The sequence below is a fragment of the candidate division KSB1 bacterium genome, assembly GCA_034506395.1.
Classification (GTDB): domain Bacteria; phylum Zhuqueibacterota; class Zhuqueibacteria; order Thermofontimicrobiales; family Thermofontimicrobiaceae; genus Thermofontimicrobium.
The window spans coordinates 262450-288164 of sequence record JAPDPQ010000003.1 but is presented as its reverse complement, the minus strand read 5'-3'; the positions used below and the strand labels follow the sequence as shown (position 1 = coordinate 288164).

Below are 25715 nucleotides of genomic sequence, written 5' to 3'. Positions count from 1 at the left end.
GCTTGATGAGAGCAGCTTGAGAAGTTCACTCCAAGTTCCAACAGCGCAAATGATCTCTGTCGCGGCACAGAGCGAAATCTTTGGTATTATCAGGCTGATTACGATGCCGGGTTATGTGTTGCGAGGGGTTAGCCGTCGTATTTTCGCATGAAATAGTTACCGAGAACCATTTTCCTCGTGAGATGAGGTTCTGAGAGAAGAACTTAAGCTTATTTGTCTCTTCATTCGAAAAAAGTCGCATAAGAAATTCAGTACAATATCGAGGAGGCCATAAAATTGTCAGGGCAAAGGGCGATCGAGCAGAGGCTGACAATGACACGAACATGTTGGTTTTGGCTGATGGTCGGGATGGTTCAGTTGGTGATAATCTCAACCATCTCGGCTCAAAATTTGATATCCGGTGATCCATCTGATAGCTATAGTGAAGAAACATTGTTCGTCAATCCAGCGGTTGTGCCGTTCCATCGTCACCAGATCATGGTGGGCATGAAGGTTTACCAATTGGGTTTTTTGAAGGGCAATGATTTCGGTCTTCGCAGCAGCTATATCGGTTACTCTTTGCCTGAGGAAAGTTTAGGCTTGCTTAGCTTGGCAGTGACAGGGCAAAACTTCACAGCACCCCTATATGGCCAAACCAATTTTTCGTTGGTGCTGGCAAAGCAGCCAATTCAGCGAGTTGCGGTAGGGTTACGCTATAATTTATTCACCAAATCATATCATCAAAAATATTTTGATATGACTGATCCTGGGGATCCTGTATTTGCTGATGGGACGGTCAAATTTGCCCAGAGCATTGGCGCAGGCGTCATTTTCTTTCCCTGGTCCACAGTTGCGGTTGGGTTTTCGTGCGATCATCTTAATCGTCCTGATATTTCGTTGTCAAAAGATGAGTACCGACAGCCGCTGATTTACGATTGGGGGGTAAGTTATTCGTGGCGGTGGTTCACGGGTTCGCTCTCTTTCAATTATATGCAAAGGCATTGGCAGACGAATTTGTTGGTGGAGGCGCGGCCGGTGGCGTTTTCTGCCTTGAGAGTGGGGGTGGTGCAGCAAGCTGCGAAGATCGGAGCCCGTTTTGAAGTTTCACCTCGGCTTTCATTTAACTATAATTATGATTATCCGCTGTATGAGATCAATCGGCTGAGCAGCGGTAGCCACCAGATCAGTATCATTTATCAACTAGGTCATGATGAAAACTTCATTAACCTGACGCGGAGCCGCTACGATGAAGGTCATTTTCTGCGATTTGACATAGAACCCCAATTTTTTGTGGACATCGAGACGGAGAAACTGGAGATTCTGGCGCAACAAATCAATCATAGCGTGGCGGAAGATGTACCAGTCAGCGCACTTAAAAATCTCGATGCCGAAGAATTAGCTATAAACGATTCGCTGGTCGAAGTATCGAAATTGTATAATCATGGCGGAACGACGAATCAACGGCTGCCAAAGCTGATAACGGCTTCCCGCTACTCGAAAAAATATGAGTCCTGGCTGGCGGAGAACCTGCTTCAGAGAAAGATTGCCTCGGTACGTTTTATCCCTGAGGAAAGCGCAATAGAGCGGGCGAAACACCTGCGCGATTATATGATCAATCATGCGCCGTTTTTAGCAAACCAGATTCAGTTTCAGCCGATGCTCCAATTGGATTCGAATCGGACGACGGTCGGGGATGTTCAGCAACTGAGCAGCCGGCAATATCATTCCCTCACTCCAAAATCGGTCCATTTTAAGATTTCATCAGTCAAGATGCGCAAATATCATGGCCAGTGGAAACTAGAAGTTCGAGATGGGAATCATCAAATCATCAAGACTTTCGCCGCAGAAGCGCCCGTTCCAAAATCGGTTCATTGGGATTGGCGGGATGATCATGGCAATATCATACGCCCTGACGTTTATAGTTATGCTTTTTATTGGCAAGATAAGCAGGGACAATGGCAACATAGTGATGAAAAGTTCTTTTTTGTCCAGAAAATATCGCGAAGGTTGGAGATTGACATTCGATCTCAACCGAAACCTGAACACGTGCCAGGCGGAATTGTGGAAATTAAATTTGTAAATTAGCATCCAATTTTGAGGAGCAGAGATATGATCAACAAGCGCATTGCATTAGCTGCTATTTTCAGCATGTTGTTATTTGTGGCATTTCAGACATTCGTCGCATTGGCTCAAACGCCTGCCAGCGACAGCACTGCCACACAAGCAAGCGGACAAGGCATGAATCCTGATTTGTTGACCAATATTCGAGACTTGAAGTCGCTTTGGGACATTACGCTGCTGGCTGGATTTTGGCGGTATATCATCATTGCCGATTTCATATTGGGGATGATGACCGTGTTCTACAAAGGAACAGAACTAGCGTTGGATCGTCAGCATGCCCGAGAATTAGAACGGCTTGACTTGCGCAAGTCCACTCTAGTTGACATCATCCGGGTGATCAAGAACACCAAGGACAGCATGTTGAGCCGACTGTTCAAGCACATGCTTGACCTTTATCAAACGCGCAAATCTGCCGAAGGATTTAGCAACGAGATTGTCGATTTCGTCCAGATTCAGCAGAGCCGTTTCCAGACGTTCCAGGCCAAGATGGCATTTTTCTCCGACACGGCTGGGGCGCTAGGGCTTTTAGGGACGGTATGGGGAATGTTTCTCACCTTTTTTGGCGGCGATCTTGAAAAACATAAGATCCTCAGCGGAATGGGTGTGGCTCTAGTCACCACCCTTATGGGCTTGGTAGTAAGTGTCTTCTTGAATTTGTTTACCACCCAAACATATAGTTATTTCCGCAAAAGAATTGATCGAGTAACCGATCTCGCCGGGCAATTCCGATTAAGGCTTCATCAGATGGAGCAAACGCTGGATAATTCAATTCCTGATGATGAATCCGAACTGGCTCCTCCAGTGGAGAGTCCAGCATACGACCTATCTGAAGCCGTGATCGCCGCAGTCGATCGTCAATTGAAATCGAAAGAACCGATTTTTGATGTGGCAAATTCGCTGGTGTCCAATCCTCGAAATGGGAATAGCGATTATAAGCTGATACCGATTTCTGGGGATAATCAAGCAGTGATGGTGAACAACCGACTGGAAAAACCGTTAGTGGTTCAGATTTCCAATGGAAATGGGAATGGGGTCGCCGACAAAACGCTGGTATTTGAAGTTGTCAGTGGCAATGGCAAGCTGGCCAATGGCCGAAAACAGCAGGAAGTAACTAGTGATGCCAGCGGCTTAGCACAGGCCGAATTGATCTTAGGTAGTACGGCCGGAGAAAATCGTGTTCAAGTGCGATTGAAAGAGAGCAGTAATTCAGCGATCTATTTCACTGCCTGGGGGAAACCGACTGAACCCGACCGGGTCATTTATGTTTCGGGCAACCACCAAAACTCCGCCGCCGGAAAAGAGCTCAAAGAACCATTCGTTATCAAGGTGGTCGACAAATTTGATAATCCAGTGCCCAATTTGCCAGTCACCTACAAAGTCATCAAAGGAAAAGGATATTTTCCCGAGAAGAAAACCGTTTTCACCACGACGACCGACGAGAATGGCATTGCGGAAGCATATTTTACACTCGGGAGCAAGCCAGGGTTCAACTCTGTCCAAGTGACCGCCAAAGGAATACGAAAGGCGCGACTGGAGTTTGAAGCTCTAGGCCAGGGCTAAGCCATCGGGAGGAACGGACAATATGACCAGCGGAAATGCAACGGTAATTCGTCTCATTGATGTCGTTTTGATCCTATTATTTGGATTCATCTCCATCAGTGAAATCAGCAGTCGAAGCGTGCTGGAACTACCTAAGAGCACCCAGATGGCCTATGTTTATCCAGATAAAGAGGAATTATTGATCATCGGTATTACCAAAGAGGGGAAATTCTTGGTAGAAGACGAGAGCAAAGTCATCACCGATTTCGGCACATTGAGAGAATATGTCGAAACCAAACGGCTGGAGAACATAAAAAACAAAATAGATACTCGCGTGCGGATCCGATCCAATTGGAATACGCCAATCAAGTATACTCTTGCGCTTGCCAACCTATGTGATCAATTAGGTATTCCCAAGGGGGTCGATGTGATTCTTGAGAACAAGAAGTAATTTCTACATATTCCAAGGAATATTGGTATGTTCAGAGCTGGAACAATCATTCGCCTCATAGACGTTGTACTCATCGTGCTGTTCGGATTTTTGAGCATCACTGACGTCAAGAATAAAAGTCAGATCAAGTTACCTTCCAATTATGGTCAGGCGAAACAAGAAGTTGAGCAACAGATCGTGTTTCTTAACATTCAGAATGATCATCATTTTTCGCTGATCAATCAGGAGACGACGAACGAAATTGAAGGGATAGCCGAATTGGAGCAGCGAGTAGTTCAGCTTAATAATGATTATCGCAACAATCATAAGCAGATGATCCTCGTGATCGAGCCAGATGCAGAAACCATGATTCAAACAACGGTAGATGTGATGGACCTCTGTGAGAGGCATCAGATTCTCAAAAATTTGTCCTATCCAAGGATCAATTTGGAACAACAGTAACAGAGGAGAATAGCATGGAATGGATCATTGAAAGATACAATTGGGGCGAGTTGAAAGGCAAAATCACCAATTACCGGCGCATGTGCGATCTCATGGTCGTGCTATTCATCATATTATTGTACATTTTTCTCAAAACTTCAGAGATCCCTCCATTGAACATCCAGTTCACGAAAAAGTATCGCGAACTCGATATTGAGAAAATTTCTCCAGAACGGATCAAGCTGATCAAACGGCACGAAGTTCCTATGCCGAAAGTTCAAAATGAGAATGGGGCGATGGCACAACCAGAACGGGCAGAAATTGTCGACACTGATTTGCTGAATCGGGATGTGACGTCCGTCATCAACCAGCACCCCAATCTTAATTTACTAAATGTCCCAAAGCGGCCGATCTCTCAACCAATTGAGCCGGCCATCTTGCCGGATCAACTGCCGCCAATTCAATTAGAGAAATCGACCGATATTTTGCATGACAATGCGACCCAACTATCGCCCATTTTTAGAGTCGAACCGACGCAGGTGGGGCAAACAGTTGCAATCAATGATGTCGCCGTGAATCAGCACACTGCTGGAAGAAATATCATTCTCTCTCATCATTCTGGTTCAGCAATTGCAGATACCAAAATTTCAGCTGAATCAGGACAGTTGGATATTCAATTGATCAGCGGTGAACAAGCCAAAAAACGCAGCGATATTTCAGTTATCATCGATGACCTGATGGAATGGATGAAAAGACATCCCAGCCAATTCATTCCTGTGGTCAGAAGTTTTATGATGTATGAAACGGGAGATCTTACATCGCGAGTGACTTTTCAGCATCGAGATCGCCGGTTTGAATTTTATCTGCTTTACAAGCCTAATCGCAGGGAAATTCGGATTTGCTTGGTCGAGGGGAATCAATCCACCATGCTAATCGACAGTGGCTTCAAGAAGCAGAGTAATTATTTACGGACTGGGTCGATTACTCGAGGCACGGACCGCGAAATTTTCGCATTCAGCACCAGTCAGTTGCCAGCTAATGAACAAAAGACCATGGAGTTTTATCAAGTATTTTTGACCTGGTGGGATCAGGTCAAGCCGAAGAAATGATCTGGACCAAGATTATCGTGTCGATAGGGACGCCTGAATATGCGTAAAAGCATAGGGGTAAGATAAATCAACCGACAGCTTTTTGGTGGTATAGTCACCTAAAGTTGTCGGTTAGATTTTTCTGGATGGATACAATTCAGTAATTTAATTGCAAAATTCTAAAAAAAGCTGAAATGTCATGCCGTATGCCATTTGACGAAAAGGCAGCTCTAATCTTTAACTTCTTTTGATTTTTAATAAAGGGTATTAAAGAGATTCCTGCATTCGCAGGAATGACACGGCTTATTGCAACTCTGCATTTTACACCAGAAACTAATAAAGCCAGCAGTATCGCAAGCGCGAGCTGATTCGTTTCAAGAGGTGGGACAGATGAAAAGGGCTGGCCGAAATTTTGTCGGATTCATCTATTTTGCACCAATTAAGTAGGCTGATTCATCGCTTCCGATCATCGGAATGAAATATAAAGAAAACTTTGGAGAAAGCAGAATGAAAAATTTTCTTTTTAAAATGTTCATCATCTGTGCGATGGCTGCGCCTTGGTCATTCGCTCAAACGTTCAATTCATCCCAAGCTAGGGTCACTCAGATCAGCGTGCCAATGATGACCATTACAAACCAAAGCTTAATCAAACTGCTGATGGATGAATTCTTTATTCCTGAAACTCTGGTGACCCGGATGGAGATAATTGATGTAGGCAGAAATGGATTTGGTCCCAAGGACCTAGTGCGGGTATATCCGTCGGATGAGATCTATTTTATCGAATACGTTTCGAAAAACGCGCAGGACTTGATGAACAATTGGGAATTCAAAGCCAATTTTCAAATCGTTGCCCAAAATTCAGATCCGAATATGGTAAACGATTATACCGAGCGAAAACCAGCCTACAACATTTTCATATCATTATTGCGAAGCTTGGATAAGAATTATAAAGACCTTCCGATGAAACTCAAGCTGGAGCGCGATTCCACAACGGTGATGTTTGAGATGTGGGATTATAATGAATCAGCGCTAAACTTTCTTCCAAATACCGATTCATCAAGCCCAGGGCGTCGCGGGTGGGACTGGTTTTCAGCAGGAGATAGCACGTATTACGACTGCATTTTCGTTTATAAAACAATTGTCGACACCGTGTATATCTATCGTCCTGGGCCAAAAAGTGATAACAAATGAATCGCCCCCAGCGAAGATGTCATCTCAATTCGAACAATGAATTCTTGCTAACACACCTCTTGAAGGCAATGGTTTCAAAGTTTGATTTAACTCTAAAAATAGGCAAATTGTCTCACCGCAAATTGAAGTTCGGAAAGTGATAAATCAAATTGAAATGGGCTTGGCACAAGCTGCGTATTTTGACCTCATTGCCTCCCTCTCTTAATGGGGGAGAGTTTTAAAAATTGCCTCATTCAATATAAAGGGGAAGGATGAAGAAGGGGCGTCAATGATAGGTCTTATTTTGGTGGATGTTTTAGCGTTTTCACCAGGGATGAAGCATCAACAGCGGGACGTATGAGGATGGGGGAAATTTGAATAACATATGTTGCTATCAGCTTGTTCTTTTTCGGAAGATAAAGGCAACTTTGTTTGGTCGGGCATGGTCAATTAGAAATAGAGGAAAAGCTTGCTGCGGCTTGGAGCAGCAAGAATTCCAATGGCTGTCATAGCGAAGCCGGCGCGATTGAGCAATATGCACCAGATGACGAGATCTTCCGATTAGATACCCAATCTCTCTGGAATGAGCAGAACGCTGCAACTGGCGAAGAAACGGACCAAGATTGCTTGTGAAGCATTGGTTAATGTTGTGTTGGAGGCGCGGAACGGCTTCACAGAAGTGTCAAAAAAAATGCTTGACATCGGATTGAATTTTGATTATATTGGAAATATCTAAACCAGGAGAGAGAGTTCGATTTTGTCCATACAGCGAGAAGATGGTATGATGAATCCAACAGTGCTGGTGGCAGATGGGGATGCCAAGAATTTGCAGATTCTCAAAGAGAACCTTGAGGCCTCAGGTTTTACCGTTATTACGGCTTCCAATGGCAATAAGGCTTGGGAAGAGATCCAGCAATCCCCACCGCAGTTGGTCTTGACCGAAGTGAATTTGCCAGGATTGACAGGTTTTCAATTGTTGGAACGGCTTCAAGCTGATCCTAACACCAAGTCGATCCCGCTGATCTTTTTGACCAATCAGCGCGATATCCAGCAGCGGGTGCGCGGCTTTGAATTGGGGGCAAAAGACTATTTGGTCAAACCGCTTCATGTCAAGGAAGTTGTCGCTCATATTCGAATGGTATTGCGACGGCTGGAGCGAAGAAAAAGCGAGCAGTTGGATGCTTATATGAGATTTTCGGGTCGATTGGATCAACTCACTTTAGCGGATTTGATCGAGAGCTTTGGGGTAGAGAGAAAAACTGGAGTATTGACGCTGAGCAATGGCCGAAGAACCGGGCAAGTCTATTTTCGGGATGGTGCTGTGGTCAATGCCAGCCTGGGTGACATCAAACAAGAGCCTGCGATCTATCAGATGCTGACCTGGAATCGAGGCTATTTCACGATGGTATTCAAGGAGATCGATGTGCCGGACGAGATTTCGGTCAGTAACTTAGGGTTACTGCTCCATGGGATCAAGCGACTGGAACTCCGCGAACAGTTGATCAGCCAATTATCCTCACCGCGAACCGCATTCACCATTACTCCGACATTCAGAATGCTAATTCAGAAAAGGCGAGTCAATGGTGAAATCGCCAATTTTGTGAAGCTGTTTGATGGGAAACGAGAGGTCGATCAGATTATTGAGGATAGCGGTTTGGATGACCTTGTGGCATTGAAACGGATTGTGCGGCTATATCAGCAGGGATTCATTAAGCCGACGATTCCACCAGAGGCCAAGCCACTACCGCAACAGCAGTCAGGCTTGATATCGGAAAAGTTGGAATCGATGGAAGCTGAAGAAGTCTCGTCAGATGAACGTGAATCAGTTGAGACCGAACTGGTGGATAAGATTGAATTGGAGAGTCAGCCGCTTCCTAAGTTTAAAGAGATCGAGCGAGAGATCCGGCCGATCCTTGAGCGGATTGAGCAGGAGAAGCGTGCTGTGACCGTGTCAAAGCCCGAAAGCGAGGCATCCGAGGTTCTGCCCAAAGCGCCAGATGACAGGGCTGCGCCGATTGAACCAGAGCCAATGGAAGCGGATGAATTCGTCCAGCCGAGCCGAGTTCAACGTGATGAGACGGCTGAAATTTCACAGGAGACTTTCGTCGATGAAGAGCTGATTCAGCAGTATAGTATCAGTGCGCGGGAGGATCGGCCCACGGCAATGCGTGATCTCACGTCGCAGGCTGAACCTGAACCGCCTGTTGAGCCGCCCAGCAAGGCGGTCGAGTTATCGGCTGAAGAGGAGCCTCGAGTCATTGCTTCGCTGACTGATCGGGTTCCAGTTGCGGATCGCCCCCCAATATCGGACCAATATGAAAAGAAATTTGCAACATCAGCAGAACAAGCTGCTTTGAAGAACCATATCGTCGTGATCAGTGTGGATGATGATTGCAAAGATGAATTGATGGACATTTTGACGCAAGATCATTTTACGTCGACCAAGATCCAGGCATTAGGTGATATGCAATTGGACGTGGGGAGAATTCGGATCGATGGGTTCACTTCATATCAATTAATTGCGGTGTCGGTGGACAAGCCATTCCATGTCTTTTTAGAGTCGGTGAAATCAAAACTCGCTGGTTTCATATTCGCGGTTGATTGTACCAAGCCTGAGACATGGGAATACAGTTCATATCTGATTCATTCCCTAACAGCGCGCTACCAATTGCCCTATGCGGTCGCTGCGATGAATTTTCTCGATCAAAATAATGTGACGATGGATGTGATTCGATATCAATTTAAATTGGACGAACTCGTACCCTTAATCGCCTGGGATGAAGTAGATAAGTCTTCGATCCGGAAAATCTTAATCGCGGCAACGCGTTCCGCTTCGGAAAACATGATGCGCAAAGCAGCGATTAAGGATATTCGCCTGAAAACCGCCATGATGTAGGAAGAAAGAGCCATTGGGAGTCCTTTCGCATTCAAGCTATTTGAGCGCCGAAAGTTTTGATGACGGATTGATAGGTGGTGGAAATGGAAGATCTGGAAAAGATGAAGAAGATTTTGATCATTGATAACGATCCAAGCTACACTGTTCCGCTGCGCACGGCATTGGTAAAAGCCGGATATGAGGTGACATGCTGGGAGGATGGTTTAAAAGCCATGGAAATGGTGAAAAATCTGCCAGCCGATTTGGTGATTTCTGAAGTCGAGCTGCCCCAATTCAATGGTCATGAATTCTTCAAAGAGATCCGCTCCAATCCATCCCTGAAATCGATCCCGTACATATTTATCAGCAATCAGAAACGAGTGGATGATCGCATCAAGACAATTGAGCTTGGCGTTGATGACTATATTGCGAAGCCGTTTTTCGTCGAGGAAGTGGTCGCCCGCGTGGATGCATTATTTGCCGAGCTTTCGCAGCTCAGCGAAACGCAATCTCAACCGGAGCGGGGATTTTCCGGCAGCCTTTTGGAAATGAATTTAGTCGATCTACTTCAGACGTTAGAACTGGGCAAAAAATCAGCGATCGTGAGATTGACGCATGACTCGCGCGAGGGGTTTGTGTATGTCAAAGATGGTGAGGTGATCGATGCATTGCTTGAGGATCTTGCTCCCGAGCAAGCGCTGCTGAAGATGTTTAGTTGGAATATTGGGAGTTTTGCGGTGGAGATGACCGTAGTGGAGCGCGAGCGACGACTTCAAAAATCCAACAAGGAATTGATTACCGCTGGAATGCGGGAAATCAATCAATGGGAGCAACTGAAAAAGGGATTACCGCCATTGAACACCATCGTTGGCCGGACTGGGGTCAATTCCTATCAGGATTTGAGTGACGAAGAGAGAGAGATCCTTTCGAGCATAGATGGGGCAAAGAGGATTTCCGATATTATCGAGCAGAGCCGCTTTAGCGATGTCACATCATTGGCCATCATCAAGCGACTCTATCAAAAGGGCTACCTGGAGGAAGCTGAAGAGAATTTTGTCAGTTATACCAACAGTTATTTAGCGCGTCTCAAGCAACAGGCTTCTCAAGCTAAGTCGCCTCGGGAGCGGGTGGCAGCAATTATCGCCAATGTGTTTAAAAGTTCCCAGATTGACAATTCGCGGAACGAGCAACCATTCAGCGAAAGAAGGCAACTCCCTGATCGTCGGCGCTATGGCCGCCGGCGTGAAGATCGATTGAAAGAATCCAATCAGATTCGTTTGACAAAAGCTGATTTACTAATGATTCGGGAGCGCTTAAGCTAACTGTCAAACCGATGAGGCATGAAGTGAATTCTACTGTGGGTGAACTGGGGAGGGACTATCTTTGAGGATCGGGGAAGTTGCAATCATCAGTCACGCATCGAATGAAGCAGAAGCTTTTGTCCGTGCAATTTGCCAGCGTATTGATTTCAGCAGCAAATCCGTCAGCTTTGGTCGGTTGGAAGTAAATGAAAATTTGATGCTGCACCTGTATGGGATTAGCGCCGAATTGAATTTGCGCTCATTAGACCTGGTGTCCCAAAAGACACTGGGATTTATTATTATTTTTGACTGGGAAGATAAAAAAGCGCTGGAATTTACCAAATCGATTCTGGACCATTGCTCCAGAAATTTTAATGCGCCGATTGTCGTTGTTGCCAGTATCAAAGATAAAAAAGATCCTCCAATCCCTGATCGCTTTTATCAACTTGAAGGCATCCCCTTATCTGCTGGTTGCAGATTCACCTTCGGGCAAATCGATGATCCCCAAAGTGCTCGAGATGCCATGCGGCTACTGATCAACATGCTTATCGAGAAAGCGTCCTAAGCTCAATGAGTTGAAGCTCGCTTGTTCAGATTCAATTATCAATTGGCATTTTGCTTAATTCGGACGGCAAATGATCGCGCAGGGAAAATTCCCTGCCTTACGGAGTCGGGTTATTTATGGTGCTGGAGTCGAGAATAGAATTGAGACTGAGTGACCGCCTGGAAATCATCTATTATCTGTTTCATGGCAAGAAGGTAAGTGATTTGATCGATAAATTGGATGACTATGGAGTGAGTGGTCTCCAAAAATTTTTATGGGAAAAGACCGTGGAATTCGGGATCGTCTGTCGCGGCAAAAAATTTGATCGCAGAGAAATTACCCGCAAGATGACCCCATCATCTGAATATCAGTTAAAACAGCATTGTTCATTTAGCCTCTATCAATGCAAGGCATCGCAATGTGTTTTTGTGAACTCGAAATGTGCTCGAAAAAAAATAAAAGAACAGGTGGATGTGATGGTGCAGGCGATCTGGGAGTATATTCGATTGGTCAAACAACAGACCCAAATGTGATATGTGGAAAGTTCGTTGCATCTGCTGCTCGATAGTTGCAGTTTTGGTAGGGATCGCATCACCCTATTGCGCTCTGCATCAGAGCTGGCAACAGATGCCAGGTCAGCACTTCATTTGTTATTTTCAAAACGACGAGATCAAAGTTTGTCAGAAACTATTAATAGGCCTCGAATCGGCGTACCAGCAGCTCATACAAGAATTGGGGATTAAGCTCGAAAAAACTATCGCCGTCTATTTAACACCGTCACAACAGATTTTTGATGCTCTGGTGGGTCGGTACGCTCCTCATTGGAGCGATGCCATTGCCGTTCCCACCAAAAATATCATTGTCCTCAAATCCCCAACCTGGAGCACTCCCCCGCACGAATTATTGAGCATCGCAACCCACGAACTGGTTCATATGTTGCTTCATCAGATGTTAAAAGGTCAAGCAATTCCTCGCTGGTTCGAAGAGGGGTTGGCCGTTTACTATTCTGGCGAAAAGCGATATGCCTCAAGCAGCTTGGTCTCTCGCGCCCTTCTGACAGGATCATTGCTCTCTCTGGATGAAATTGACCACGTGCTTGAGTTCCGCGCCGATGTGGCTCAATTAGCCTACCAACAAAGCTATCTGGCAGTGGTATTCTTAATGAAAAATTACGGTGCAGCAGCCATGCGACAGATCATTAACCATCTGGCAATAGGAGAGCCATTCGACGACGCATTGGTCCATAACATCGGCCTCGATCGTTGGGAATTTGAACAGGCATGGCTGAAATACATACAGCACCAATATCGATGGCATTTTTTGGTGGATTTTGATAGTTATCTTTGGATATTCGTTCTGTTGTTGTTCTTAGCAGGATATATGCTAATGCGGCGACGCAATCGGCGCATCTTGGAGCAGTGGGACACCGAAGACGAACGTCTGGTGAATTGATCATTTTAAAAATTTGAATGGGGTCATGATCCAATACAAGATGGAATATTTGTTAAGCCGAATGGTGGGATTGTTTGCGAGACATACATCGCTTCAGTTTGCCCATCGGATCGGCGATCTGATTGGAGATCTATTCTTCTATGTGATTCGGATTCGAAGGGACGTGGCGTATCAGAACTTAAGCGATTGCTTTGGTACTGATAAAAGCCCCCGAGCGTTGCAACTCATTCTGCGGAAGAACTATCGTCATTTCGGCCGCGTGTTGATGGAATTTGCAAGGCTACCGATCCTGAAGCGTGCTGATATCGTGGATCAAATACCCGTCCGAAATATTGAACACTTCGAGGCGGCGAGGAGAAAGCAGCGGGGGTTATTTGTAATGTCTGGCCATTTCGGCAATTGGGAATATATGGCAGCAGCAGTGGCCAACCTGGGCATGCCAGCGTTTTGTGTGTTCAAAGAACAAAAAAACCTTGCGATCGACGGGATGATCAAGGAAGTCCGTATGGGGCTTGGGCTGCAGCCTTTTAAAGTAAAAGGCGGCGCGGCTCGAGGAATATTGAGCGCGCTGAAACAAAAAGGCCTGGTCATCATTTTAATCGATCAAGATGCTGGCAGAAAGGGGATGATGATCGATTTTTTGGGCAAACCAGCCTCTACCAATCCCGGTCCAGCCATCATCGCAATTAAGCATAGGGTCCCTGTGGTCATGGCGTTCGGCGTCCGTGAGGCCGATGGCAAAATCCGAGTCCATTTCGAACCTTTTCCTGATAGCGCTCAATTTGCAGATAATGACGACGGCGTGAAACAATTTATCATCGAATACAATAAAATACTGGAGCGATATATCAGACAATACCCAGAACAATGGTTCTGGATGCATCGACGGTGGAAGACGAAGGCGGTTGATGAGAGGAATCAGTTATCAGTAGCCAGTGATCAGTAATCAGTGATCAGTAATCAGTGATCAGTCTGTTGTTGCCGATTAAGCGTGTTTTTTGAGGAATCGATCAGCGAGTCACCACTGTGATTGCCAATTTTGATAATTCACTTGAACGAGTTAAGACATTGATGGTAGTTTGAAGATGAAGAATTTCTCCCGGTTATTTCGAATCATGCTCCGCCACTGGGTTTATATGGTGGTGGGATTAATTTTTATGTTCGGTTATGCTGCATTGAGCGGTGTGACAATTACCATGGTGATTCCTTTGTTCGACTACATTTTTAAACCGCACGACACTCCCGCCCTTTATCATAATTTATCCCAGCTTTGGGATGCCTTAGTTCAGACAATCGGCATGCTTAAAGAGCAAATTGGCAATTTATTTTCCTTCGCTCGTTCAGCTGATTTCAAACCGATTTCAGAACAGCTTAAACAGATCATGGCTCATACGGAACCATTATTTTTGCTGTATGTCATTTGCGGCACGGTGATCATCATTACGTTGGTGAAGAATCTTTTCTTTTATCTCAACAAGATCATGTTTGCCAATCTGCGGGGAAAGACCATCATGTCGATCCGCAACGCCATGTTCGAAAAATATCTGAAACAATCGCTGGCGTTTTTTAATGCCAATAAGGTCGGCGACAGCATCGTTCGGATGGTCTCTGATGTTGATATTGTCAATGATATGATGCTTTTCCCCTTGTTCAATGTGGTGAGAGATGTGGTTTTGCTTTCAGTCTATATCATCATTGCGCTATCCATCAACGCCCAGTTGTTTCTTTACAGCTTGCTCATTCTTCCGATTTTCTCATTGCTCCTGTCGTTATTGGGCAAAAAAGTGAAGAAGTACTCGAAAAGGATCCAATCCAAATTTTCCGATATGTTCTCCGATATCGAAGAAGTGCTGAATAATATGCGCATCGTCAAGGCCTTTTCGCGGGAGGAGCGAGAGCTGGATCGGTTCAAAGATATCAATCTGAAATATTTTCGATTTTGGAGAAAATCGGTCATCTACGCTGGCATCAATATCCCGCTTTCCGAATTAACTGGCACTTTGATCGGTGTGGTGATCATCATTTTGGGGGGCAGTCTGATCTTATCCCCAGGAAGCAATCTACAATTGGGATCGTTCAGCGCGTTTCTATTAGCGGTTTTTTCCATGCAGCACCCGATCAAAGAACTGACCCAGGCATATGCGAATATCAAGAAAGCTCAGGTGTCGCTGGAACGCATTTTTCATGTGTTAAGCCAGCGATCCGAAATTGTGAATAGTCCAAATGCTATGCCGAAAAAGACATTCGATCGAAGCATTGAACTGAAAAATGTATGGTTCTCATATGATGGTGCTGCTGATGTATTGAAGGATATCTCACTGGAGATCCGAAAGGGCGAGAAGGTGGCCTTGGTGGGCAGTAGTGGTTCTGGCAAGACCACCCTGGTCAACCTGTTGCCGCGAATGTATGATATTACTCGGGGGGAGATCTTGATTGATGGGATCAATATCAAAGATATCGATCTTAAGGATTTGAGGATGCTATTTGGGACTGTGACGCAGGATTCGATCTTGTTCAGCGATACTGTTGGCAATAATATTCGTTACGGTTCACTGCAAGAGATTTCGGATGCGCAGCTCAGAGAGGCCGCACGAATCAGCTATGCAGATGAGTACATTGAGAAGCTCCCGAAAAAATATGATGAAATGCTTTATCAGAAGGGTGCGAATCTGTCTGGTGGGCAGAAGCAGCGGCTTTGCATCGCGCGCGCTGTCGTCAGCAATCCACCGATCCTCATCTTCGATGAAGCCACCAGTGCCCTGGACACCGAGTCTGAGCAAAAAGTGCAGCAGGCGATCGACCAGGCCACCCAAAATCGGACTGTGGTTGTGATTGCCCATCGATTATCAACGGTTCTTGCAGCGGATAAAATCGTGGTTCTCGATCAGGGAAGGATTGTTGGCATGGGCAAGCATCCAGAGCTGTTGAAAACCTGTCCGCGCTATCAGAAGTTGTATCGTTTGCAGTTCAGTGACTACCAAGAAGCATAAACCCATTTTTGAAAGCCAAGGTTGCCAGCGAATTTCTAGTTTGACCGAAATTCATTCTCGCCGAATTTTTACAACGCCTCCAATATTGCAGCTGTCAGCAGCGGGATCATAATTTCGTGATGGCCGATAAAATAGTAGCCTTGGCCCCCAGTTTGGGTCGGCCGTTGGACCACATTGACCTGTGGTCGGTAATGCCGGATCATATCGAAATTGGCAGTGGTGAACCCGTGAGCTGGATAACCCAGATTTCGAGCGATAGAGAGCGCTTTAAGGAACACTTCAGGCAGGATGACGGCTGAGCCGAAATTGAGCACCAGACTGCCTTTTGATAATTTTGCGACTTGCGAGGTAAAGATCTTAAAATCTCGGTAGCTCAACTCCCCCACAATTTTTCCGTCAGTAGATGGATGCTGATGGATGATATCGGTCCCAATGGCGACATGAACGGTGACTGGAATTTTGAGGCGATAGCCAGCCGCCAGAACGCTTAGATGTTTGAACTGGCAATCGCTTTCCCAAATTTTTTTTCCAACCGCTTCCCCCAGACCAAGTCGAAGGCGGTGCCCAGACTCCAAAGCATCATTGATAAAAGCCGGTGTTTCTGCTGCCATGCCAAAGCTCCCATCTTGCAGCGCTTCTGCCACGTCTTCTGAGGTTGTCCCCCAGTTGGCAATTTCAGAATCGTGAATGATCCCAGCCCCATTCAGCGCCAGACAGCGGATGATACCAGCTTCCATCAATTGAATAATGAGCGGGCTAAGACCACATTTGATCACATGAGCACCCATCATAGCAATAAGCTGTCGCCCATCACGGTGTGCCTGGACTGCTGTTTGGACCAAATGTTTGAAATCCGCGCTGACCAAAATTCCTGGCAGCGATGCGAAAAACTGTTGGAACGAAGCGCCGCGTCGGTACGGCTTGGCAAAATCCGTTACGGCCACTTTATTCAAACGTTGTGCGATCGAATATGTGCTGATCTTGTTCAGATCAATTTGCTCATAATCCGACATATCGACATCCCATGATCCTTTTAAGGGAAAAAGATCTCCGAATGGATCCTTCTCTCATTCGCTTCTATTTAGGCTTCTGCAAAATGACCAGTTTGCGAGGAGATGAATGTCATACCTGCGAATTCAGGAGTCTTGTTAACTCTGAAAAATAACAAATCAAAAGATGCCTGCATTCACAGGCATGACATAAATAATTAAGTCGTCTCGTTTTTCAAAGCTAGATCGTTTTTATGACAAAATAAGGCTCTATTACTTGGTGTCATTTCGTGGGAAGGAGGCATTTAATTCGCCTGTTTCCTGGTATTGTTTCGCGCTATCACTCCCTCCATCTCCCTTAGCTCGGCTGTAATATATCCCACTGGGATCTTGCTTTTCATTTGAATTGGAATTCTTCGGTCATCATCGGTGAGCCAAATGATGAGCCTGCCTTTGCTTTTGAACAACCCGCTGGCTCGAAGGATCGGCTCGACAACGACGCAATCGAATTCACCTGCTCTCACTTTGATTCGCTCTTTTTTATGCACCTTTACTTCCATGGGATAGAGCTTATTATCAGAATGATTGTCAATGAAAAGGGATTTGCCGACCTCCAACTTCTGGGTTCGGACGTAATAGAATGAAGACAGGACATCCTGAACGCAGGGGGGGATGCGCATACTATCGCGTTGATTGGTGACTGCCCAGCCGTGGATTTGGTCATACTCGACCAATCGATCGGCCTTATAATTGCCCTCGCGCAGGCTCTTTTGAAAGCGCCAGGTGAACAAGCCCTTTCGATCGACATAAGATTCCACTCGATCTTGGACGCGATAGAACGCTGAAAAAAATGCGCTGGAGCGAGCCTCGGTAACAATTTGATAGACCTCTCTGCCTCTAATTTTGGTGACTTGGGGGATTGCCATGGTTGCGCTTCCAGCAACGATCGCACCATAGCGCACCACGAAAGTCAATTTTTCGCCAACGGTGAAGGCGGAATTTGGAACGATCCGGTCAATGGATTGTGAGGCATCGAAATAAGCAAATTTATCTTTCTTCAGATTGACGGGCAGGAGAATTTTATTTGAAGTATCGAGTGGTGTCGGGATCGGAATTCTGTCATCGCTCAGTAATGTGTCGCCCGAGTCAATGTAACGCTCATCTAACTTTGGTTCGCTGGTTCCCACTCTCGGGTGTTGAGCATGGGGCTTCAACGTTTGCGGGCGCTCTTTTTTCGCTGCAGTATCCGAACTGGCAGTTTGGAGACTTTTTGCTGCTTTTTGGGGTTTTTGGGCCAGCAAAATATGGCTACTGAATAGTGTAACGATCATCATCAGCACCGCTGCGGTCCGGGCCTTCGATCGCCGATACCGATGGATCTCCTCAGCATCAAATTTCTTGTTGTTCGTCCCTGTCTGGCCCATATCTTTCCTCTGCGGTGATTATTTTTCAGCTTCAGCTAATGTCTGGTCAATTAATTTTCTTAACTGAGGCAGAATTCGCTCTAGCTCTTGGTCAATTTGATTGATGACGCGACGATAAGTTCTCAGTCCCTCGCCGATCGGATCCTGAATGCCAAGATTTTTCTGCTTTTTATCTCCTAAATTAAACGCCTTGAGCAAAAAAACGTTTTCTTTGTATTTAGGGAAATACCGTTCCAAAAATTCCTTGTGATGCTCCTCCATGGCAAAGATGATATTGGCGCGAGCCACGAGCGCCTCGGTTATCCCTCGTGAACTGTGATTCGAGATATCAACCCCCTTTTCTTTTGCTGCGGTAACGGCGTGAAGTGTCGCCGGGTTGCCATTTATGCCCAGAGTACCAGCCGATTCCACCCGCACTTTGCTTTTATAAATGGGGTAGAGTTTTTTTTTCAAAAGCCCTTCAGCCATGGGACTGCGACAACTATTGCCAGAGCAAACGAACAAAATTGTATAAGTGGTATTTTCTTTATCTTTCATGGATCTTGAGATGCATAAAATGTTCAATGGTTGATTTAGAAATTGCGCCCTCCCGCAGCAAAATCAGTTGATCACCGCTAATCCCTATTACGGTTGAGGCGATGGGGGAGACGGAAGGTCCGCCATCGATGATCAAGTCAAGTTGATCGCCAAAATAGTTGATAACATCACTGGCAGTGATGGGATTTGGCCGGCCCGATATGTTGGCACTGGTTGACGTGATAGGAACGCCACACTGCCGGAGAAGTTCCAGACAAATGGTGTGAGCTGGGATCCGAATGCCGACCTTGCCTTCAGCGCTGAGCAATGCTGGGGGCAATCCCGGGCGTGCTGGGAGCACCATGGTCAATGGTCCTGGCCAAAATCGTCCTGCCAGGCGTTCGGCGAGCTCCGGCCAATGAACCAGTTGTTTCACTTGGTTCACATCCCCCGCGATCACCAAAATAGGTCGTGAGCGGTCACGGCCTTTCAACTGAAATACGCGGTCGATCGCTGCCGGATTGAACGCATCGGCTCCAAGACCGTACACCGTTTCCGTTGGATAACCGATCACCTGACCGGATAAGATTGCCTGAGCTGCTTGTTCGATCAGCTCTGGTTCGGGATGCTGTGGATTTATCCGGATTAATCGCATCAGACAGACACTAAAATTTACTTCCCGAAAATTTGAAGCGCGTGATGATACGCTTCGGGCGTATCAATGTCGATCCAAAAATCATCCCGCTTCATAAACACGGCTTCCATATCATCTTTCTGGATCAGCCCTTGAATCGCGGCGCTGATCGATTCCTGTTGCAATTTCAATCGCTCCCGCATCGCTTCGAAAAATCGAGGCGTTAATTTGAATACGCCACAATCGATGCCATTGTACTGCTGAATTTCTTTTCCAATATCGAGGATGCGATGACCAGTCACTCGTACTTTGGTGGCATCATCCAAGTCGAATACAGCATCGATTCGGGGATCGACTAAAAGCAAATTTTTCAAGCTGGAGTGACGGACGATCTGATGAATCGCTGATACCGATACAAGATGATCGGACATTGAAAGCAAAAAAGGCTGGCCATTTACTGCTGGTTCAGCCGCCAGCACAGAAATGCCATTGCCTCGCTGCCACTCTGGATTTTCGATCAGGTCAATTTGATAACCGAAGTGATCGTTCTCCGCAAGGTACTCGACGATCAACTCTTTGCGATAGCCGACCACAATGACAAATTCCCGCACCCCAGCGGCCGCGATGTTACGCAGGATCGTCGCCAGAATCGTTTTATTATTGAATGGCATGAGAGTCTTCGGTATCTGATCATTTTGGCCCCAGAGTCGACTCCCCATTCCCGCCGCCACAATTACCGCTTTCATCTATGCCTCCTCTGGATCGTTTTCATGTCCACCCTCTTCATAAAGCTGCTCCATTTTTTTTACCAATCGTTCGGTGGCATGACCATCCAATTTGTAAAAAAAGCGTTCGCGATAGGCATTAGCAGCCTCGATCATGGCGGCTGTGGGATGGAGACATTGTTCCACCGCATCCCGGATCTGCTTCCCGGAGTCGATATGCACGAAGGCTCCTTTGAGAAACTCACGATTATCGATCTCCAGCAACGCCTGCCCATCCGAATGTTTCAGGCGATCGCAGGGCAAATCGAACACAATCCCAAATTTTTCCAGCGCCAGAAAATCAAATACCGTGCTGGAAGCTTCGCTGAGCACCACATCGGCTACCGCGTAATAGGGTACGATATTGTACTCCTCGAATGGGAGCAACACCGCATGATCATATTTTTTCACCCTCCGTTCGTAGATCCGATGTTGCTTATGCGGCGCATATTTGCCCATCCAGCTATAAGGGTGCAATTTCACGATCAAGTTGTAGTCACGAGTTTGCTCAAAGATGTCATCCTTGATCTGGTATAAACAGGTTGGCTTATAAGTTGGTGCAAACAACACCGTTGGCTTATTCGGATTCAATCCCCAGCGCTGCAAAATGGCGGCCTTATCCCGATAGCGTCCTTGAAAATAAAAATCCAACTTGGGCAGTCCAACCAAATGCACCTCGTTTCTGCCGAGCGATGGGGAGTTCAGTAACGACTCGACCCGATGCGGTCCTTCCACAAAGATCTGATAGCGATCATGCGGCACACGCGCCAGGTTGCGATACAAAATCGTCTTGATGCCAGTACCATGATTGACAAATACCAGTAACGTTTTGCCATAGGCACGCGAGTTGCGCAAGGTATCACCCGTGATCACGATGTCGAAACCGCGGGTCTCTTTCGTGAACCGATAGCCGAGCTTCTGCCATTCCTCAATGATCCGATCGCGATATGGGAAATCAAAAATAAAATAGCGTTTTTTCTCCTGATCCAATGAAAACCAAATATCATATTTCTCATCATGCATCAGATATTCGATGATCGGATCAAAAGCAGCTTTGTGATAAGCATAACCGATCTTGAAAAGCAATTTGATTTTTGACAATGAATATCTCCTCTCTTAGTCCCTCAAGAAAATTAATGAAAGCCTATACGGAAATCAGAAAATATGAATTAAAAATGATATTCCGAACGAAGTAAGGAATCTGGTTGCATTAGGATTCTAAGACCTACAGATTTCTCCCCGGCAACTGGCGGGCCGAAGTGACAATGAGGTGAGTTCTCGTTCAAGCACGAATCATCCGAAACTTATTCAGTTTGATTCGCAGAAGTGACACTCTCATGCCTGCAAAATAATCGTTGTGCCGAAGTCAGATATAGGCAACATTACAATTCAAATATCAACTTCTTTAGAACCCCTTATCCTGAAGCTTCGCCTTTACAGCATTGAAGACCATCTCTGGTGAAATCTCCTTCATGCAGCGATGATGTTTCAATGGACATTTTTTCCCACCATGCGAGCTGCACGGCCGACAGTCCAGCTCGATCTCGATGACCTGATCGCTTGCGCGAAATGGATAGAAACCGAAACTGGTCACGGTGGGGCCGAAGATGGCGATCACATCGGTCTTCACCGCATTGGCGATGTGGAGGGGAGCGCTGTCATTGGTCACCATCAGGTCACACCGTTCGATTAATGCAGCCGATTCCAGCACCGTTAATTCGCCAGCAAGATTTACGGCATCTGTGCCAGCACGAATAAAATCGCAGAGCGCGTGGTCATCCGCTCCGCCGATTAAAACGCATTGAATATGCTCTTGCTCAAGCCGTTTTACCAATTCGGCGTAATATTCTTTCAACCAGCGTTTGGTGTACCAGATCGACCCGGGGGCGATTCCGATGATCGGCCGGTGGCGCTCCTTCAGAGGCGCCATGATTTCATCAGCATGCGCGTCCTCGGCTGAGGACCAATGCAGTTCGGTTTGCATATCAAATTTTTGGCTGGTGAATGGCTCAATTAAGCGCAACACCTTCTGAATTTTGTGCATGCCACTGACATGAGGCACCGAATGGGTCAATAATTTTTGTCGTGAGAAACCCAGTCGAACTGGAATGCGGCCCAATACCATTATCAATGCCGAAGTCAGGGAGCTTTGAACTGAAATCGCCAAATCATATCGGCGTTTTTGGATCTCAAAGATCAATCGGACGAAAGAAGAAATTTTATTTCTTAGCTTGCGCTTATTAAATTCTAATATGTCGCTGATGTAGGGGTTATATTTCAGCACGGCGCTGGTTTCAGGGATTAAGAGCACCTCCAGCCGCGCATTCGGCAGAACAGTGTTAAGAGCGCGGAGCAGGGGAGTGATCAGAATTACATCCCCTAAGAACGCTGTCTGAATAACCAACACCCTTTTAAAGTTTCGATGCAGCAAACGATCCCTCGTCCCTTTCAATACTAAAGCAGAGTTTAGCGATCCGAGCAACGGTCATTCCGAAAGCAGGGTTTGATAGAGCTTCAGGTTGTTTTTGACCGTAATAGCGATATCGAATTTTTTAACTGAACGCAAGGCATTTTTTCCAAGCTCAATCCGAAGCGCTGGATCGTTAATCAGTGTTATTAACGCGCTTGCCAAAGCGGTTTCATCTTGTGCTGGTACCAACCAACCATTATAGCCGTGTTCAATGATTTCGGGAATGCCACCACTTCTGCAAGCGATGACCGGCAACCCAAGTGCTTGCGCATCCAAGAGTGAAGTGCCCAGCCCTTCCTGTTTGGAAGCCAGCACAAAGATATCGAAATTCTTAAAAAAATCTCCGATGTTCGTGCGATAACCTGGCAGAACGAATCGTTGGCCAAGGCCCAATTCCCGATGAAGTTGGAGGATTTTATCCCGTTGTGATCCATCGCCCACTGCACAGAAGGTGACATGGTCCAGGGTATTGCAGACGATCTTTGCTGCGCGGAGCAGTGTCGGATAATCCTTATGCCCAGCCATAGCTGCAACTGTTCCGATCAGCATGTGGTCGACTGGGATGTTAAATTGAGCTCGGAAATCAGCAGATGGTTTTATCTGATCGAATTTATGGAGATCAACGCCGCTGTGGATGGTCACCAACTTATCGCTGGGTATGCCATCTTGGAGTAGAACTTGGCGAATAGCTTCTGAAATACAGACGATGCGATCCAACCAACGATGCCGGTATTTAAGCCGGCTGAGCCAATTCCGCTGAATATGAAAATCCACCCTGCGAACGGCGATCAGTTTCAGCGATCGCAAAAACAGTTTGGCCCACAAACCGATGCTTAGGGCGTGGCTCGAATGCAAATGCAAGATACGAAAGCCATGACGTCGACACAATGCTGCAACTCGGCGACCTGCGATAACATCTCCTTCTCCTAAGATGCGCAGCGGGAAAAAAGGAATTCCCTTGTTCTGGCAGAACTGACCTATCGCTGAATTTGGCCCTCCAACCATGGCAGTGGCATAGCCGCTGCGATGCATGGCTTCAATAAGATAAGCAGCTTGTTGTTGGCCTCCCCGCCAGTTCAGTTCCGTGTCGAGATGCAAAACCCTTATCGCTGATTTTCCCATAGCTTCAAATATTTTAGATAAACGCCGAACGCTGAATTATAGCAAAGAACGAACCCGATTCGACCGTCCCGAAAACCCTGCTGCAAAAAGTACATCTTGATAAATTTGACCACGCCCCGTGCCACTGCGCCGAAAAGCGAGGAGGATCGATGCTGTGCCATGAGTTTGATCAAACCCAATTCGGTGTAACGATTCATTCGGTCGATATGAGAGCGAATGGTCGGATAAGTGTAGTGCAAAATCGGTTGTTCAATTTTTGCTACTGAGCCATTCACACTCACCGATTCATGGACGATGCTGTCGTTGAAATTGCCATAGCGGCGATCGAACAACCGCAACGGATAATCCCGTTGCCAACCGCAGAATCGAATTGGCTGGCCCAGGTAAAAGGACTGGCGCTTGATACGATAGCCAAGAAACTTGGGCTGCTGCAAAATCTTTCGAATTTCCGATTGCAAACCTAAGCTCACTTCTTCATCCGAATCAATTGATAAAATCCAATCATGAGAGGCAGCGTTGACTGCCAATTGTTTGAGCGGCCCAAAGCCCAGCCATTCGGGCTGAGAGATCACCTTTGTCGCGTATTGCCGACAGATTTCGGGCGTCCGATCGGTCGAGCCATTGTCAACCACCACGATCTCATCCGCCCATTGTACCGATTTCAGACAGCGCTCGATGTTATTTTCTTCATTTTTTGTGATGATGGCGACTGATAGTTTTTCGGACATGGGCAAACCAAGCTCTCAGAACGATAACAGATATTATAACTGACCGGCCGCGACAAGCGACCGTCCAGTGACTGCCTAAAATTTAGTTAAGATTCCGAATGACCAATTCCTCATTCCCCAAAGGATTATCGAGTCCATATTGGCAGCGAAACTCCCCACGATTAATGGCGTTGATGCGCTGCCTATAATATGTCAAATTCACGCGCGTGCCGTTCTGATGATGGGGGGCATGAAATAGATGCAATGGGAATTCATTGCAAAATGGATTTTTTCCACGAATACCAGCAGCATATAGCCGGCGCCCCAAATCGTCATCTTCGTTGCCCCAGCCTTGGTAATTTTCATCGTAACCGTTGATCGCCACAAAGTCATCGCGATTGATGGCTACTGCACCTCCGCGCAGTTTTGGACCTCGATGCAGCAAATGCAATGACCGAATGATCTGATAAAATTTATCCTTGACATATTGCCTTTTTATTTTTTGCCGCTGAGCTTCTGTGACAATTCCTTGCCAATCCCCTCGCTCAATCAGCTCTGGCGTCACCAATTGGCTCTGATCAGCGGTCAAGCGCACCGGATATGAGACACAAAATCGGCGCTCGCGGCGTTCCTTCACACAAATCTCCAAAAAGGATCGATTCAAAACAATATCTTGGTCGATAAAAATGAAATAATCGCCTGTTGCATGTCTTGCCCCATTGTTTCGACATTTTGCCAATCGAAACCCCTGGTGTTTCTGACTGACATATTTTACTGAGAAGCTAAAGCCGCGAATAATGCTTTGAATAGGCCCCAAAATGTCTTCCTCCGAACCATCATCTGTGAGGATCAATTCGTGAGGTACGAGAGTTTGAAACCTTAGCGACCATAAGCATTTCGTTAATAGATGAGCACGGTTATAGATTGTGATAATAACCGAAATTTTCAATCAAGAGCCTCCTTATCGCCCTACCATGATCTTACAAAATTGCTGGTCCATGATCCAATACCCAAAAATCAATAATAGATTCCATTAGCTTTTTTGGCATTTAACGAAGTTGCAAATCACCACAACCAAGCTTTTCCCGAGTCGTAATTTGGGGCTAAATTTAGCCTGAAGGTCGCAAAATTGCTTTAGACACTATATGGCAAAACGTGA

At 46.2% G+C, this 25715-nt stretch carries 23 protein-coding genes; 13 read left to right on the top strand and 10 right to left on the bottom strand.

Features of this window, described 5'->3' with window-relative positions; translation table 11 throughout:
- Nucleotides 1-312: 312 nt before the first annotated feature.
- From ONB37_03560 to ONB37_03500, 13 genes are all read left to right on the top strand, one after another.
- Nucleotides 313-2064, top strand: coding sequence for a type IX secretion system membrane protein PorP/SprF (locus tag ONB37_03560; protein MDZ7399224.1), 1752 nt, complete (start codon nucleotides 313-315; stop codon nucleotides 2062-2064).
- Nucleotides 2065-2088: 24 nt separating this feature from the next.
- Entirely contained in the window at nucleotides 2089-3660 is a 1572-nt protein-coding gene (locus ONB37_03555; protein ID MDZ7399223.1) for a MotA/TolQ/ExbB proton channel family protein, read from the top strand.
- 22 nt (nucleotides 3661-3682) lie between these two features.
- Nucleotides 3683-4090 carry a biopolymer transporter ExbD gene (locus ONB37_03550; GenBank protein MDZ7399222.1) on the top strand — a complete coding sequence of 136 codons (408 nt, stop codon included), beginning with the start codon at nucleotides 3683-3685 and terminating at the stop codon, nucleotides 4088-4090.
- Between the two features lie 27 nt (nucleotides 4091-4117).
- Nucleotides 4118-4531 carry a biopolymer transporter ExbD gene (locus ONB37_03545; GenBank protein ID MDZ7399221.1) on the top strand — a complete coding sequence of 138 codons (414 nt, stop codon included), beginning with the start codon at nucleotides 4118-4120 and terminating at the stop codon, nucleotides 4529-4531.
- Between the two features lie 14 nt (nucleotides 4532-4545).
- Nucleotides 4546-5619, top strand: a complete 1074-nt coding sequence (locus tag ONB37_03540) for a hypothetical protein (GenBank protein MDZ7399220.1) — start codon at nucleotides 4546-4548, stop codon at nucleotides 5617-5619.
- A gap of 486 nt (nucleotides 5620-6105) precedes the next feature.
- Nucleotides 6106-6789: a hypothetical protein gene (locus tag ONB37_03535; protein ID MDZ7399219.1), complete on the top strand. Its 684-nt coding sequence runs from the start codon at nucleotides 6106-6108 to the stop codon at nucleotides 6787-6789.
- Between the two features lie 760 nt (nucleotides 6790-7549).
- Entirely contained in the window at nucleotides 7550-9664 is a 2115-nt protein-coding gene (locus ONB37_03530) for a response regulator (GenBank protein MDZ7399218.1), read from the top strand.
- 83 nt (nucleotides 9665-9747) lie between these two features.
- Complete coding sequence (locus ONB37_03525; GenBank protein MDZ7399217.1) at nucleotides 9748-10965, top strand: response regulator; 1218 nt, start codon at nucleotides 9748-9750, stop codon at nucleotides 10963-10965.
- A gap of 61 nt (nucleotides 10966-11026) precedes the next feature.
- The gene (locus ONB37_03520; protein ID MDZ7399216.1) at nucleotides 11027-11509 is read left to right on the top strand and encodes a hypothetical protein; all 483 of its coding nucleotides are present in this window, start codon (nucleotides 11027-11029) and stop codon (nucleotides 11507-11509) included.
- A 140-nt stretch (nucleotides 11510-11649) separates the two neighbouring features.
- Nucleotides 11650-12021, top strand: a complete 372-nt coding sequence (locus ONB37_03515; protein MDZ7399215.1) for a hypothetical protein — start codon at nucleotides 11650-11652, stop codon at nucleotides 12019-12021.
- 94 nt (nucleotides 12022-12115) lie between these two features.
- Nucleotides 12116-12940, top strand: a complete 825-nt coding sequence (locus ONB37_03510; protein ID MDZ7399214.1) for a peptidase MA family metallohydrolase — start codon at nucleotides 12116-12118, stop codon at nucleotides 12938-12940.
- A 25-nt stretch (nucleotides 12941-12965) separates the two neighbouring features.
- Nucleotides 12966-13886 (top strand): lysophospholipid acyltransferase family protein, encoded by a 921-nt coding sequence (locus tag ONB37_03505; protein MDZ7399213.1) that lies wholly within the window; start codon nucleotides 12966-12968, stop codon nucleotides 13884-13886.
- Between the two features lie 139 nt (nucleotides 13887-14025).
- Entirely contained in the window at nucleotides 14026-15930 is a 1905-nt protein-coding gene (locus tag ONB37_03500) for an ABC transporter ATP-binding protein/permease (GenBank protein MDZ7399212.1), read from the top strand.
- A gap of 68 nt (nucleotides 15931-15998) precedes the next feature.
- Here ONB37_03500 and ONB37_03495 read toward each other — a convergent pair whose 3' ends face one another.
- The 10 genes from ONB37_03495 to ONB37_03450 all read right to left on the bottom strand — a co-directional run bounded on the left by ONB37_03495 (nucleotide 15999) and on the right by ONB37_03450 (nucleotide 25505).
- A complete protein-coding gene (locus ONB37_03495) occupies nucleotides 15999-16943 on the bottom strand; it encodes a hypothetical protein (GenBank protein MDZ7399211.1) in 945 nt (314 codons plus the stop codon).
- 281 nt (nucleotides 16944-17224) lie between these two features.
- Nucleotides 17225-18343, bottom strand: a complete 1119-nt coding sequence (locus ONB37_03490) for a DUF3108 domain-containing protein (GenBank protein ID MDZ7399210.1) — start codon at nucleotides 18341-18343, stop codon at nucleotides 17225-17227.
- 18 nt (nucleotides 18344-18361) lie between these two features.
- A complete protein-coding gene (locus ONB37_03485; protein MDZ7399209.1) occupies nucleotides 18362-18880 on the bottom strand; it encodes a low molecular weight protein arginine phosphatase in 519 nt (172 codons plus the stop codon).
- Complete coding sequence (locus ONB37_03480; protein MDZ7399208.1) at nucleotides 18870-19514, bottom strand: L-threonylcarbamoyladenylate synthase; 645 nt, start codon at nucleotides 19512-19514, stop codon at nucleotides 18870-18872. Before ONB37_03480 ends, ONB37_03485 begins: the two co-directional genes overlap by 11 nt.
- A gap of 17 nt (nucleotides 19515-19531) precedes the next feature.
- Entirely contained in the window at nucleotides 19532-20239 is a 708-nt protein-coding gene (locus ONB37_03475) for an NTP transferase domain-containing protein (GenBank protein MDZ7399207.1), read from the bottom strand.
- Nucleotides 20240-21358, bottom strand: a complete 1119-nt coding sequence (locus tag ONB37_03470; GenBank protein ID MDZ7399206.1) for a CDP-glycerol glycerophosphotransferase family protein — start codon at nucleotides 21356-21358, stop codon at nucleotides 20240-20242. It abuts the gene before it with no gap.
- A 304-nt stretch (nucleotides 21359-21662) separates the two neighbouring features.
- A complete protein-coding gene (gene waaF, locus ONB37_03465) occupies nucleotides 21663-22688 on the bottom strand; it encodes a lipopolysaccharide heptosyltransferase II (GenBank protein MDZ7399205.1) in 1026 nt (341 codons plus the stop codon).
- Between the two features lie 54 nt (nucleotides 22689-22742).
- Complete coding sequence (locus tag ONB37_03460; protein MDZ7399204.1) at nucleotides 22743-23849, bottom strand: glycosyltransferase; 1107 nt, start codon at nucleotides 23847-23849, stop codon at nucleotides 22743-22745.
- On the bottom strand, nucleotides 23831-24577 hold the full coding sequence (locus ONB37_03455; protein MDZ7399203.1) for a glycosyltransferase family 2 protein: 747 nt from the start codon (nucleotides 24575-24577) through the stop codon (nucleotides 23831-23833). The genes ONB37_03460 and ONB37_03455 overlap by 19 nt, the downstream gene beginning before the upstream one ends.
- An 82-nt stretch (nucleotides 24578-24659) precedes the next feature.
- Entirely contained in the window at nucleotides 24660-25505 is an 846-nt protein-coding gene (locus ONB37_03450; protein MDZ7399202.1) for a glycosyltransferase, read from the bottom strand.
- Nucleotides 25506-25715: the final 210 nt, after the last annotated feature.